Source organism: Enterobacter sp. CGMCC 5087, assembly GCF_003144775.1.
Taxonomy (GTDB): domain Bacteria; phylum Pseudomonadota; class Gammaproteobacteria; order Enterobacterales; family Enterobacteriaceae; genus Enterobacter; species Enterobacter cloacae_M.
In genome coordinates this window covers 1-12,942 of sequence record NZ_QFXN01000090.1, presented here as the reverse complement: position 1 = coordinate 12,942, position 12,942 = coordinate 1, and the positions used below count along the sequence as shown (strand labels likewise).

General features: G+C 54.9%; 13 protein-coding genes. 8 read left to right on the top strand and 5 right to left on the bottom strand.

Annotated features, from left to right (window positions below):
- Positions 1 to 16 precede the first annotated feature (16 nt).
- Genes DEO48_RS08280 through DEO48_RS08270 form a run of 3 tightly spaced genes read right to left on the bottom strand, consistent with a single transcriptional unit; the run spans position 17 to position 2,076 of the window.
- Positions 17 to 337 (bottom strand): phage tail assembly protein, encoded by a 321-nt coding sequence (locus DEO48_RS08280; RefSeq protein WP_258306078.1) that lies wholly within the window; start codon positions 335 to 337, stop codon positions 17 to 19.
- A 15-nt stretch (positions 338 to 352) separates the two neighbouring features.
- Entirely contained in the window at positions 353 to 868 is a 516-nt protein-coding gene (locus DEO48_RS08275; protein ID WP_109844857.1) for a phage major tail tube protein, read from the bottom strand.
- 14 nt (positions 869 to 882) lie between these two features.
- Positions 883 to 2,076, bottom strand: a complete 1,194-nt coding sequence (locus tag DEO48_RS08270; protein ID WP_109844856.1) for a phage tail sheath subtilisin-like domain-containing protein — start codon at positions 2,074 to 2,076, stop codon at positions 883 to 885.
- Positions 2,077 to 2,275: 199 nt separating this feature from the next.
- Between DEO48_RS08270 and DEO48_RS08265 the strand changes: the two genes are divergently transcribed.
- The 3 genes from DEO48_RS08265 to DEO48_RS08255 all read left to right on the top strand — a co-directional run bounded on the left by DEO48_RS08265 (position 2,276) and on the right by DEO48_RS08255 (position 4,045).
- Positions 2,276 to 3,361 (top strand): contractile injection system protein, VgrG/Pvc8 family, encoded by a 1,086-nt coding sequence (locus DEO48_RS08265; protein ID WP_109844912.1) that lies wholly within the window; start codon positions 2,276 to 2,278, stop codon positions 3,359 to 3,361.
- A gap of 58 nt (positions 3,362 to 3,419) precedes the next feature.
- Positions 3,420 to 3,674: an ogr/Delta-like zinc finger family protein gene (locus DEO48_RS08260; RefSeq protein WP_109844855.1), complete on the top strand. Its 255-nt coding sequence runs from the start codon at positions 3,420 to 3,422 to the stop codon at positions 3,672 to 3,674.
- A 227-nt stretch (positions 3,675 to 3,901) separates the two neighbouring features.
- Complete coding sequence (locus tag DEO48_RS08255; protein ID WP_109844854.1) at positions 3,902 to 4,045, top strand: Hok/Gef family protein; 144 nt, start codon at positions 3,902 to 3,904, stop codon at positions 4,043 to 4,045.
- 139 nt (positions 4,046 to 4,184) lie between these two features.
- On the opposite strand, the gene DEO48_RS08250 is transcribed toward DEO48_RS08255, so the two are convergent.
- A complete protein-coding gene (locus DEO48_RS08250; RefSeq protein ID WP_181366981.1) occupies positions 4,185 to 4,952 on the bottom strand; it encodes a type VI secretion system-associated protein TagO in 768 nt (255 codons plus the stop codon).
- Positions 4,953 to 5,232: 280 nt separating this feature from the next.
- On the opposite strand from DEO48_RS08250, the gene copA reads away from it, so the two are divergent.
- From copA to ybaK, 3 genes are all read left to right on the top strand, one after another.
- Positions 5,233 to 7,731: a copper-exporting P-type ATPase CopA gene (gene copA / locus DEO48_RS08245; protein ID WP_109844852.1), complete on the top strand. Its 2,499-nt coding sequence runs from the start codon at positions 5,233 to 5,235 to the stop codon at positions 7,729 to 7,731.
- Positions 7,732 to 7,781: 50 nt separating this feature from the next.
- Positions 7,782 to 8,576, top strand: a complete 795-nt coding sequence (locus DEO48_RS08240) for a TraB/GumN family protein (protein ID WP_109844851.1) — start codon at positions 7,782 to 7,784, stop codon at positions 8,574 to 8,576.
- A 199-nt stretch (positions 8,577 to 8,775) separates the two neighbouring features.
- The gene (gene ybaK, locus DEO48_RS08235) at positions 8,776 to 9,255 is read left to right on the top strand and encodes a Cys-tRNA(Pro)/Cys-tRNA(Cys) deacylase YbaK (protein WP_023310615.1); all 480 of its coding nucleotides are present in this window, start codon (positions 8,776 to 8,778) and stop codon (positions 9,253 to 9,255) included.
- Between the two features lie 121 nt (positions 9,256 to 9,376).
- Here ybaK and ushA read toward each other — a convergent pair whose 3' ends face one another.
- Positions 9,377 to 11,029 (bottom strand): bifunctional UDP-sugar hydrolase/5'-nucleotidase UshA, encoded by a 1,653-nt coding sequence (ushA, locus tag DEO48_RS08230; RefSeq protein WP_023310614.1) that lies wholly within the window; start codon positions 11,027 to 11,029, stop codon positions 9,377 to 9,379.
- 167 nt (positions 11,030 to 11,196) lie between these two features.
- Between ushA and DEO48_RS08225 the strand changes: the two genes are divergently transcribed.
- Entirely contained in the window at positions 11,197 to 12,405 is a 1,209-nt protein-coding gene (locus DEO48_RS08225; protein WP_045887946.1) for an MFS transporter, read from the top strand.
- A 229-nt stretch (positions 12,406 to 12,634) separates the two neighbouring features.
- The coding region (locus tag DEO48_RS08220) for a cation:proton antiporter (protein WP_181366980.1) at positions 12,635 to 12,942 on the top strand (308 nt) is incomplete at its 3' end.

Genomic DNA, 12,942 nt, shown 5'->3' with positions numbered 1-12,942 from the left:
CCATCATCCTCTATCCCTAGCTCGGAACTAAAAAACTCACAATTCCCGTTGCCAGTGCAACAAAATCCCGGTTATCCATCGTCAGGATTTCATGCTCCATGAGCGCCGGTTCTGTCACCCGAGGGATTAGCTTAATAAGGCTATCAACGTCACTTTGCATAACGTCGTACAACTTCAAACCACGCAGGGAACCAGGCTGGCGCACAGCATCAGTAATGCGCACCGACGCGATACTCCCACCACCACGCTCCACCGGCACACTCAGAGTGATCATTGAATCATCCTGCTCGGAGGTGATCTCTTCCTCTGCCATCAAATTATCTTCAGTTTTACCCATCACTTACATTCTCCGTTACATACCCATTGCTTTGCGCAGGGCTGCCATTTTGTCTTCACCACCAACCACCCAGATCATATTCAGCGCGTCAACTTCCAGCACAACTTCGCCGTCAACGGTGATCTTGACGTAAGTATTTTTAAGGGTGTATTTGTGAGTCGTGTCTTCACCTACTTTCGCGGTGCCCCAGTCCACCTCAGTGAAGCGGCCACGCGTCTGGATGGTACAGGACTTGTACAATGCGTCACTGTCATCCTGGTACGCTCCGACGAAACGGAGCTGCATTCCATCAGCGGTTGATGTCCCCATTTTTTTAAGCAGGTCAACCATCAGACCACCAACAGACATATCCATGTCCAGCGCGCCATCATCAAAGCCAAGTTCGACGTTGACCGCCGCCATCATGCCGCCGCCACGATATGCGATCAGTTTCTGCGTCAGTTTTGGCAGCGTCATCTCCTGGGCAACCCCAATCATGGTGATACCATCGACGAAGATGTTGAAGTTCTTAAGTTTTGCCGGTAATGCCATCGCCGCTATACCTCTTAATTGCCAGCAGACGCTGTAAGTACACTGAAATAGTCATCCGTAAAGTCCTGAATGAATTCCAGATCTTCAAGTGGAGGCACTGGCGTGTAGTTATATTTGACGGTCAGCTTCCCGCCCCGCGCAGAGTCCTTGTCATTGTCAGCGGCTTCAAGCCACGCCTTACCGCCCAACAACTGCCCCTTGGTGGTAAGCGAAGAGAGCTTCCGGCTAACACCATCAACAATGTCATGAGCAAGCGAGGGATTGAGTGGATCGTCCACTTCCTCAGCGTTAGACTCAGCCACTTCATCCGCCAGTATCTGCGCAGTACGCGTGTAAACCTCAAAAATATAGGTTTCTTCGTCGCAGGTACGGTTACCCCAGAATCGGAATCCATTACGCTTGATAAGCGTCGTAACACCCGCCTGGTTAAGGTCGTCCGTGTCGCTGTCGGTATCCTGAAGGGAGTAGTACACATCATGGGTGATGCCCGTAACGCCACTGACTTCAACGTTAGACAGCGATTTGTGCCAGCCAATCTGTTGATCGATTAGTGCCCTCAGACCCAACGCAACCGCTGGAGCCGGAACAATACCGGTTTCACCGGTCGTGCTGTCGTACGCTTCCCAGTCCGGCCAGATAACCATGGTTTCACGCCCGGAGAGTTTTTGGCGATACGCCTTCGCATCTTCTTTGGTGTTACAGCCAGGCGCACCAACATAGGTAAATGCACGTAGCTTTTTGGCGATCACTCCGAGTTGAGTTGCAACATTTAGCGAGTCAAGCCCAGGAGCGCCGATAATGCGAGGTTTTGCATCAACGCGGGCCTCTGCGGTTAATAGCGAATACAGCCCAGTAAACTGACCGTCATCACCCTGCCCGCCTATTACCAGGGAGTCCTGCGTTGGAGGCTCCTCATCGCTGCGGGCAGGCTGCACATTTGCGGCATCCGCCACACGGACAACCACCACCTTAGGGCTGCACTGGTTACCAATAGCGGTAAGTACCGTTTTCAGTGTTCCGGTATTCCCTGCCTTACTCAGCATCGACAGCACGCGGGTAACAAGAACCGGCTTATTCAGCGGAAAAGCGTCCGCGTCTGCGTCGTCTGCCGTGCAGACCACCCCAATAACGGAAGAATCAATATCGTTAATCGCATCACCAAGATCCGTCGTCTCGGTAACACGCGTGCCGTGATGATAAGTAGCCATCGTGCCTCCTGAAGTTCTGCTCACATACTGCGTGTTAACCCGGGCGATTTCATGCTCTACCATTTGTCACAGAGCCGCGACAAAACCCCATCATTGCGGTCGCGCGCGCCCGCAGGAAAGATACCCACACTCCAGAATCATCTACCGGACAAACTGAATGACCGATTTTGTAAATGACATAAAACAGAACACGGAGCAGATGGATGATTTTCTGTCCTCATTCAGCCCACAGCCAGGTTTTGATATACAGATCGGGGGAAAAACCATCATGCCCGTCAACGACAGGTTGATCAGTCTGACAGTGACAGAAAACAGGGGATTTACCGCTGACACGATAGAGATGGAGCTGGAAGACACAGACGGCGCACTAAAACCCCCTTCGCGCGGAACACCGATCGATGTCGCTATTGGCTGGAAAGGTCAGCCCCTGGTAAAAAAAGGGACATTTATCGTGGATGAAATCACCCTCCACGGCCCGCCGGACACCCTGACCATCAGCGCCAGAAGCGCGGACTTCCGGGCGGATTTCAACGTCAAGCGGGACTACAGCTGGCACAACTGCACGGTGAGCTATGTCGTCCAGGCTATCGCCGGTCGCTACAACCTGATACCCGCGATCAGCACCGAGCTGGCCTCGCTGGAGCTTGACCACGGTGACCAGACAAAGGAATCCGATATCAGCTTCTTAACCCGCATGGCGGATATGCTGGGCGCGGCGACCACTATCAAAAACGGTTATCTGCTGTTCTTTACCCCTGGAACCGGACGAACAGCGGGCGGCAAGGTATTACCCTCCATCACCATCACGCGCAAGAGTGGAGACAGCCACTTTTTCAGGGTTGCCGATCGTGATGCTTACACCGGTGTTGAGGCATACTGGCTGGATTTAGGATTTGGAAAAAAGCGTAAGACCCGCGCCACCGGGCGGCGACGCCGGAAAGACAGCAGCAGTAAAGAGGGGCATTATCTGGACGGCGCAGAAGGTAACGTTTATGTCATGCGTTACACCTACGCCACAGAACGGGGAGCACGGCGCGCTGCCGTCGCGAAATGGCAACAGTTAAAACGCGGTGCCGCAGAGTTTAACCTGACGCTGGCAAGGGGGCAGCCAGAGCTTTACCCGGAGCTGCACGCCAACGTACAGGGTTTTAAGAGTGTGATAGATGAGAATGACTGGACCATCGTTCGCACAGTGCACGCCATCACGCAGCAGGGTTATCGGACAGCCCTTGATCTGGAAGTCAGGTTAACAGACTGGACGGTAACGGCCACAACGGACCCGTAGCTTCACTCTTTCGCTGTTGAAATGTTATACTATTGCGATAGCGAGAGGAGAAGCCACCATGTTCCGTTGTCCAAAGTGTAAAGCCTCAACCCGCACGCGCTCCAGTGAATCCCTCAGCGATACCACACAGAGAGCCTATCACCAGTGCAATAATCTGTTTTGCGGTATTACCTTCGTTACCATGGCGGAGGTAACCCACATCATCAGCAACAACACACCAGATCCTGCCAGCCTGAGGAATTTACCCCCTATCCCGCTGACGGCATTCCCGCGATCGCACCGGGGGGATGGCCAACTGGAAATACCGATATAAAAACCATCAGCTGCAGTAAAGACAAAACCGGCATTGTTGGCCGGTTTTTTTGGCGATTCAAAACTTTCTGATACACTGCGCGACGGGTGCCTTCGACTGACGATCGGAGGTATTACCAAAGGTCGGATGTGGAAAGGCCCCGAGTCAACTTACGTTAACCCGAGGCCCTAACCGATCTACCCTAGCAAGTAGAAGGTTAGCGCGTCTCCAATATAGGAGCAAGCGCTATGTCGCAAAAATCGTTCATCACTGTCTCAATCTGTATTGCGATGGTCCTCATAATCTGGATCCTGCGCGGTTCGCTGTGCGAGTTCCACTTAACATTATGGGGAGCGGAGTTTGCGGCAAGCCTGCAACACTGTAAAAAGTAATGTAGGAGCCGCAGCGGGGGAGTAATCCCCCGCTATTCGGTTGCTCAGGGTAGTGGTCGCAAGGCACCCTATTCACAACAGGTATGAACGAAGTAAAAAAAAAGCCCACAGCGTAAAATCTGCGGGCTTTTCTATTTACTTACCGCCAACCACATGATTCCTGTAGCGGCTTTAATGCCTCAGATAATCCGTCAAGGCTAAAAGTTGAGCTTACGGGATTCTCACTATATGGAACTATTTGAGCATACAGCACTCTTCCAGAGCTCAGGCTTTTTATAAAACTCACCACATTGCCACGATAAAACACAGCATTTGTATCCGTGGAGATCGCCCAAGATTTGTTTATCGCCTTTTGCTTGTCAATTCGATGAATCATTGTGGTCTCTTCCAGCCCAAGGTAAGTACTCCAGTCTATATATAATTCTGTTTTTTTCTCCCGACAGGCTATGTACAGAGATGGAGTTACCGTTTCACCAAATCGAGTGGAAAATGAATCATTACCTTCAAGAGCAATAATCACGTTTTTGGAATCATCAATTGGAGAGGTACTTATGCTTGTTTGCCATCCACCAACATTTACCCCTGAATCATTTATACTTCTTTCGGCGCGCGCCCCTGCAAATGTTGGAGAGTAAAATCGGTCATAACAAGCCAGCCTTCTATCATCCCCTGACTCATCCCTACACTGATCCCTGCTCTCAAATTTTTGAAGTGTTTTGGTGCGCGTAGGCGTTACCGCACTGTCATAGCAAGCGAGCCGTTGCGTGTCATCCTCCTGACTTCGACACTGGTTTGCTGCGACAAAATCTACGCGGGTTCCATCGTCAGCATACACCCCCATAGATGTTAAGGCAGCAAAGCACGCCACCATGAACAAAAAACCTATTTTCATATTTATATCCTTCATTTTCTTCTGTTAGGAACAACACCTTTATAACTCATCCATCTAAACGCAGTTATTCCACAAGTGAAAAAAAACCTCACCGCTCGGCAAGGCTTTGTCATTGTTACGTGGACACTTTTATCGAAGTATGGTCGCTATGTGGACACTGATTTTTAAAATCCTTTTACATCAGTGAATTAAAAACTTGACCTTCCCCTTGATGGAAGGTTTAACCTTTATAACAGTCAGTGAAAAGCACTGTATCGGTCAACAACTGACCAGATCATTATACGGGAGTTTTGTTATGTCTCACACTATCGACCTGACGCTGGACGGCCTCTCATGCGGCCACTGCGTCAAACGCGTTAAAGAAAGCCTGGAACAGCGCCCTGACGTTGAAAGCGCTGATGTGACTATCGATCATGCCGCCGTCACCGGCAGCGCCAGCGCGGATGCGCTGATTGATACCATCAAGCAGGCCGGTTACGGGGCGGAGTTAAGCCACCCAAAGGCTAAACCGCTGGCAGAGTCATCATCCCCGTCGGAAGCACTGACAGCGGCCACTCCTGAGCTTCCGGCAGCTGATGATATTGACGACAGCCAACAGCTGCTGATCAACGGCATGAGCTGCGCCAGCTGCGTCTCCCGGGTACAAAACGCCTTGCAGGCCGTACCGGGCGTCGCGCAGGCACGGGTCAATCTTGCGGAGCGTACTGCGCTGGTGATGGGCAGCGCCTCCGCCGCAGATTTAGTGCAGGCCGTTGAGAAAGCGGGCTACGGGGCGGAGGCCATCGAAGATGATGCCGAGCGCCGCGAGCGCCAGCAGGCAACGGCTATCGCCACCATGAAACGCTTCCGCTGGCAGGCAATTGTCGCCCTGCTGGTGGGTATTCCGGTGATGGTGTGGGGCATGATGGGTGACAACATGATGGTCACCGCTGACAACCGCACGCTGTGGCTGGTGATTGGTCTGATTACCCTTGCGGTGATGGTGTTTGCAGGCGGGCATTTCTATACCAGTGCCTGGAAGAGCCTGAAAAACCGCACCGCGACGATGGATACGCTGGTGGCGCTCGGGACCGGCGCGGCGTGGCTCTATTCGATGAGCGTGAACGTCTGGCCCCAGTGGTTCCCGATGGAGGCGCGACATCTCTATTATGAAGCGAGCGCGATGATTATCGGCTTGATTAACCTGGGCCATATGCTGGAAGCCCGCGCCCGTCAGCGTTCCTCGAAAGCGCTGGAACGATTGCTCGATTTAACCCCGCCAACGGCCCGCGTGGTCACGGACGAGGGGGAAAAGAGCGTCCCGCTGGCGGAAGTTCAGCCCGGCATGACGCTGCGCCTGACGACGGGCGATCGCGTTCCCGTTGACGGTAAGATAACCCAGGGCGAAGCCTGGCTGGATGAAGCGATGCTGACCGGCGAGCCCATTCCCCAGCAGAAATCAGACGGCGACGCCGTTCATGCGGGTACGGTGGTGCAGGACGGCAGCGTGCTGTTTACCGCCAGCGCCGTCGGCAGCCACACGACGCTGTCGCGTATCATCCGCATGGTGCGTCAGGCCCAGAGCAGCAAGCCAGAAATTGGCCAGCTTGCCGACAGAATCTCGGCCATTTTTGTGCCGGTGGTGGTCGGCATTGCCCTGCTGAGCGCGGCTATCTGGTATTTCTTCGGCCCCGCACCGCAGATTGTTTACACCCTGGTGATCGCCACCACGGTGCTGATCATCGCCTGTCCTTGCGCCCTTGGCCTGGCGACGCCGATGTCGATTATCTCCGGCGTAGGCCGCGCGGCCGAATTTGGCGTACTGGTGCGGGATGCGGACGCGCTGCAGCGGGCCAGCACCCTGGACACGCTGGTGTTTGATAAAACCGGCACGCTGACCGAAGGCAAACCGCAGGTGGTCGCCGTCCACACCGTGGACATTACGGAAGAGGAGGCGCTGCGTCTCGCCGCCGCGCTGGAGCAAGGCTCAAGCCATCCGCTGGCGCGCGCCATTCTCGATAAAGCGAATGCTTCTGCCCTGCCGCAGGTCAGCAATTTCCGCACCCTGCGCGGGCTCGGCGTCAGCGGTGAAGCAGAAGGACACGCGCTGCTGCTGGGCAACCAGGCATTGCTTAATGAAAACGGTATTGATACCGCCGCGCTGGAAAGCGAGCTGAAGGCGCAGGCGTCTCAGGGCGCCACGCCGGTTCTGCTGGCGGTAGATGGCAAAGCCGCCGCGCTGCTGGCCGTGCGCGATCCGCTTCGCCAGGACAGCGTGGACGCCCTGCAGCGTCTGCACCGTGCGGGCTATCGTCTGGTGATGCTGACCGGGGATAACCCGACCACTGCCAACGCCATCGCGAAAGAAGCCGGAATTGATGAGGTCATTGCAGGCGTACTGCCGGACGGTAAAGCGGACGCCATCAAGCAGCTGCAAAGTCAGGGCCGTCAGGTGGCGATGGTCGGCGACGGCATCAACGATGCCCCGGCGCTGGCCCAGGCGGACGTGGGGATTGCCATGGGCGGTGGGAGCGATGTCGCCATCGAAACCGCTGCGATTACGCTGATGCGCCACAGCCTGATAGGCGTTGCCGACGCGCTGGCCATTTCTAAAGCCACGCTGCGCAACATGAAGCAGAACCTGCTGGGAGCGTTCGTCTATAACACCCTCGGTATCCCAATCGCGGCCGGGATTTTATGGCCGCTGACCGGCACGCTGCTTAACCCGGTGGTCGCGGGCGCGGCGATGGCGCTCTCCTCCATTACCGTGGTGAGCAACGCCAACCGCCTGCTGCGCTTTAAACCGAAGGATTGAACCTTGTACCCGTACGCGCTAGCATGAACCTTTCCATTCATGGAGCGCGTATGGGTCTGTTTAATCGTATAAAAGCATCGTTTCGCGCCCTCTTTCCTCGCCGTTATGCCTGGCCCGGTCTGGATATCTCTCTCCCCGGCGGGCAGCACCTGCACCTGGTCGGCAGCATTCATATGGGTACGCAGGATATGTCTCCCCTGCCACCCGGGCTGATTAAACTGCTGAAACGCGCCGACGCGCTGGTCGTTGAGGCGGACATTTCGGGTCAGGAGTCGCCGTTTGCCGGGCTGGAAAGCGATCTCAGCCTGGCGGAACGTCTGGATGATGCCCGGCTTGCCGAACTGACGCGCGTCGCGGATGAAACCAGCGTGTCGCTCTCCATGATTGACACCCTGCCGCTCTGGCAAATTGCGATGGTGCTGCAGGCCACGCAGGCGCAGCGTCTGGGACTGCGCGGTGACTACGGCATTGATTACCAGCTGCTGAACGCGGCAAGGGCGCGCAGCCTGCCCATCATCGAGCTGGAAGGGACGGACAGCCAGATTGCGCTTTTGCGCCAGCTTCCCGACGACGGACTGATGCTGCTGGATGATACGTTGACCCACTGGCACACCAACGCGCGCCTGCTGCAGACCATGATTGGCTGGTGGCTGGACGCGCCGCCTGAAGACGGTAAGCTGGCGTTACCGTCGACGTTCAGCGAATCGCTGTATGATGTGCTGATGAACGCGCGCAACAAAGCCTGGCGGCAGACGCTGCACGCTTTGCCCGCGGGGCATTACGTGGTGGCGGTTGGGGCGTTACATTTATACGGAGAAGGGAATTTGCCGTCACTGTTGAAATAAAAAAATGGCCAATATTTCTATTGGCCCGTCAAAGAGGAATTTCATCGTTTTTATTATGCCGAAGGAGACCTTCGGTTGAGCCGATTGTCGCTCAAAGTGACCATCACTGCCAATACTATTGCGCAAGATGGTGCTATTTTTTAGACAAACGTCAGGCGTATGCTGATGGCATGATTTGTCTGTCGTTAGAAGGATAGCTATGACTCCCGCCGTTAAATTACTCGAAAAAAACAACATTTCTTTCCGGATCCACACTTACGATCACGATCCGAATGAGACTAACTTTGGTGATGAAGTGGTGCGCAAGCTGGGCCTGAATGCGGACCAGGTTTATAAAACGCTGCTGGTGGCGGTGAATGGCGATATGAAACACCTCGCCGTCGCGGTTACTCCGGTGGCGGGGCAGCTGGATCTGAAGAAAGTCGCCAAAGCGCTGGGGGCGAAGAAGGTGGATATGGCGGATCCGATGGTGGCGCAGCGTACCACGGGCTATCTGGTGGGCGGGATCAGTCCGCTCGGGCAGAAAAAACGCCTGCCGACGCTGATTGATGCCCCTTCACAGGAGTTTGAAACCATCTTTATATCCGGCGGCAAACGCGGGCTGGATATCGAGCTGGCGGCGGGCGACCTGGCGAAAATGCTGGACGCGAAGTTTGCGGATATTGCGCGCCGGGATTGAGAAAATTGCCGGGTGGCGGCTACGAGGTAAAAGCAAAACGGTAACAAGCGTTACCGTTTTTTGTGTTCGCGCCCTCTCCCGGTGGGAGAGGGTTGGGGTGAGGGCATCAGGCCGCACAACGCTACTGCCAGCTCACCTCACCTTTCGGCTCGTAGGCATTCACGTCAATCGGCGAATTCTGCTCGATAAACTGCTTCAGCACTTCCGCATCAATAAAGCCGGTATTCACGTATCCCGGTTTGTTATCGATATGCGGATAGCCGTCGCCGCCGGTGGCGTTAAAGCTTAACGTCGCCAGACGGTAAGTCTTAGCCGGATCAACCGGTTCGCCTTTGATCTTCAGGTCGTTAAGCTTGCCGTCTTTCGCCACAAAGCTGACGTTGGCAAACTGCGGATAGGCCCCGGAATCCGGCTTCATCTGCGCCACGGCGGTCAGGTAGTCGATCACCTCTTTCCCGCTCATATCCGCATAGACCACCACGTTGCCGAACGGCTGCACCTTCAGGACGTCTTTATATGTGATGTTTCCGCCTTCGATAGAGTCACGAATACCGCCGCCGCTCATCACGCCAAAGTCAGCGCCGGTGCGCGCCATTTGCGCCGCCAGCACCAGGTGGCCCATGTTGGTCTGCACGAAGCGAACTTTACTGCGGTCCCCCTCCAGACGACCGTTCAGCGTGCCGATTTTCACGTCCAGCTGCGCCTTGCCTTTGTTCTGGAACGGCGTCAGCAGGGAGAGCATCTGCTGGTTTTCAGCGATCTCTGGCGTGTAGAGTACGCGCTCACTTTTCCCGTCCGGGTAGGTGACTTTCTTCTTCAGGTTGACCGGGATGAGCTGATAATGAACCAGCTTCATTTCGCCGTTACGGAACTCGAAATCCGCCCGGCCGACGTATTTGCCCCACTCGTGCGCCTGAACAATCCAGATACCGTTCTGACGGTCCGGCGCGCACGGCGTGCCCGGCACGTAGTCCACCTGCTTTTTGTTCTCCGAGGCCATGCACACCGGATCCTGTGAGTGACCGCCCACAATCATTGCCAGCGAGCCCGCAGGCAGGCTGCGCGCCATTTCCACGTCGCCGGGCGCGTTAGAGCCGTGCTCGCCGTTGTCGTAGTGCCCCATATGCGTGGTGGCGATAATCACGTCCGGCTTCTCGTTTTGCTGCAGCTCCTGGATTACCAGCTTCGCTTCGTCTGCCGGTTTGCGGAATTCGATATCGGTAAAGAACTCGGGGTTGCCAATTTTCGCCGTATCGTCGGTGGTTAAACCAATGACCGCAATTTTCAGATCCTGGCGCTTAAACAGCGCCCACGGCTTGAACAGGCGTTCGCCGGTGCTTTTCTGGTAAATATTGGCGGAGAGGAAGGGAAATTTGGCCCATTTTTCCTGCTGACGCAGTACGGTCAGCGGATTATCGAATTCGTGGTTACCCACGGCCATCGCGTCGTAGCCAATCAGGTTCATGCCGCGAAAATCAGGTTCCGCGTCCTGTAAATCGGATTCCGGCACGCCGGTATTGATATCGCCTCCCGACAGCAGCAGCACGCTGCCCCCCTGGGCCGCCACCTCTTTACGAATGCCGTCCACCAGCGTTTTTTGTGCCGACAGTCCATATTCGCCGTATTCGCTGCGCCAGAAATGACCGTGGTGATCGTTGGTATGCAGAATGGTGATTTTATAGGTTTTGTCTTTTTCATACGCCTGCGCGGGCAGGCTTACCAGGCCCCATGCGGCGATGAGCGCCAGCGCGACGCCCCGCTTCATTAACTTCATCTTCTCTCTCCCTGACCAATAGACAAAGGCAAAAATTACAGTGACTAACAAGAATAGACAAATAAGTTTTCAGAATTGCGACTTTCTTCAAATGTCCCGGGCGGGTATGTTAGTCGGATAATAATTACACCCTGCATCTCTAATAACGAAAAACGTGGTACTTCTCTATGGCAATCAGTGAATCAACCCAGCCCGTTCCGGGCGCACCGGCGTCGCGCACCTCCTTTAAAGTCTTAGGCGCAATCAGTCTCTCGCACCTGCTCAACGATATGATCCAGTCGTTGATTCTGGCCATTTATCCGCTGCTGCAGTCCGAGTTCTCACTCACCTTCGTGCAGATCGGGATGATCACCCTGACCTTCCAGCTGGCTTCCTCACTGCTGCAGCCGGTGGTCGGCTACTGGACGGATAAATATCCGATGCCGTGGTCGCTGCCGATTGGCATGTGCTTTACCTTAAGCGGGCTGGTGCTGCTGGCCATGGCGGGCAGCTTTGAAGCCGTGCTGATTGCCGCCGCGCTGGTGGGTACCGGCTCGTCCGTTTTCCATCCGGAGTCTTCCCGCGTGGCGCGCATGGCCTCCGGGGGACGTCACGGTCTGGCGCAGTCTCTCTTCCAGGTGGGCGGTAACTTTGGTAGCTCTCTCGGCCCGCTGCTGGCCGCGGTGATTATTGCCCCTTATGGTAAAGGCAACGTGGCCTGGTTTGTGCTGGCCGCGCTGCTGGCGATCATCGTGCTGGCGCAGATCAGCCGCTGGTATGCCGCTCAGCATCGCGTGAATAAAGGTAAACCTAAAGCGAAGGTTATCAATCCCCTGCCGCGCAACAAGGTTATCCTGGCGGTTTCCGTGCTGCTGGTACTGATTTTCTCGAAATACTTCTATATGGCGAGCATCAGCAGCTATTACACCTTTTATCTGATGCAAAAATTCGGATTATCGGTACAGAATGCGCAGATCCACCTGTTTGCCTTCCTGTTCGCCGTTGCGGCCGGCACGGTCATTGGCGGGCCTGTGGGGGATAAGATTGGGCGTAAATACGTCATTTGGGGCTCTATCCTCGGCGTGGCTCCGTTTACTCTTATTTTGCCGTACGCCAGCCTTGAATGGACGGGGATTTTAACCGTGATCATTGGTTTTATCCTCGCATCCGCCTTTTCCGCCATTCTGGTCTATGCCCAGGAGCTGCTGCCTGGCCGTATCGGTATGGTTTCCGGGCTCTTTTTCGGTTTCGCCTTCGGCATGGGCGGGCTGGGCGCGGCGGTGTTGGGGATGGTGGCGGATCACACCAGCATCTTCCTGGTTTATAAAATCTGCGCTTTCCTGCCACTTCTTGGTATGTTGACCATATTCCTGCCTGATAACCGCCACAAAGCGTAAATTACGGGTAGCCAAAGTTTAACTTTGGCTACCTGATACCCTGATGCCATAAGGGTTTCTTCTTCATCCCCTCGCTGAATTTATCAAAACGCGCTTTTTTACGTGCATATTGCTGTTTTATTCAAACTTCAACAATAATTCATAAACATAAGGGTAAAAATTGTCATAAACTATTACTCGGTTTTTTGGTTTTCGCCAAAAAGGAACACCCACAACGAAAGGAGACGGAATGCACCACGCCACACCGCTTATCACCACCATTGTTGGTGGACTTGTGCTCGCTTTTATCCTCGGCATGATTGCCAATAAGCTGCGTATTTCTCCTCTTGTCGGCTATCTGTTAGCGGGTGTACTGGCGGGACCGTTTACGCCAGGCTTCGTGGCGGATACCAAGCTGGCCCCTGAGCTGGCGGAATTGGGCGTGATTCTGCTGATGTTTGGCGTCGGCCTGCATTTCTCCCTGAAGGATTTGATGGCGGTAAAGTCGATCGCCATACCGGGAGCGATCGCCCAGATAGGGGTGGCGACGCTGCTGGG

Coding starts and splice junctions, on each gene's coding strand:
- DEO48_RS08275 (WP_109844857.1), bottom strand. CDS start 868: ATGGCATTACCGGCAAAACTTAAGAACTTCAACATCTTCGTCGATGGT.
- ybaK (WP_023310615.1), top strand. CDS start 8,776: ATGACTCCCGCCGTTAAATTACTCGAAAAAAACAACATTTCTTTCCGG.
- DEO48_RS08255 (WP_109844854.1), top strand. CDS start 3,902: ATGTCGCAAAAATCGTTCATCACTGTCTCAATCTGTATTGCGATGGTC.
- DEO48_RS08280 (WP_258306078.1), bottom strand. CDS start 337: ATGGGTAAAACTGAAGATAATTTGATGGCAGAGGAAGAGATCACCTCC.
- DEO48_RS08225 (WP_045887946.1), top strand. CDS start 11,197: ATGGCAATCAGTGAATCAACCCAGCCCGTTCCGGGCGCACCGGCGTCG.
- DEO48_RS08265 (WP_109844912.1), top strand. CDS start 2,276: ATGGATGATTTTCTGTCCTCATTCAGCCCACAGCCAGGTTTTGATATA.
- DEO48_RS08240 (WP_109844851.1), top strand. CDS start 7,782: ATGGGTCTGTTTAATCGTATAAAAGCATCGTTTCGCGCCCTCTTTCCT.
- DEO48_RS08270 (WP_109844856.1), bottom strand. CDS start 2,076: ATGGCTACTTATCATCACGGCACGCGTGTTACCGAGACGACGGATCTT.
- ushA (WP_023310614.1), bottom strand. CDS start 11,029: ATGAAGTTAATGAAGCGGGGCGTCGCGCTGGCGCTCATCGCCGCATGG.
- DEO48_RS08260 (WP_109844855.1), top strand. CDS start 3,420: ATGTTCCGTTGTCCAAAGTGTAAAGCCTCAACCCGCACGCGCTCCAGT.
- DEO48_RS08250 (WP_181366981.1), bottom strand. CDS start 4,952: ATGAAGGATATAAATATGAAAATAGGTTTTTTGTTCATGGTGGCGTGC.
- copA (WP_109844852.1), top strand. CDS start 5,233: ATGTCTCACACTATCGACCTGACGCTGGACGGCCTCTCATGCGGCCAC.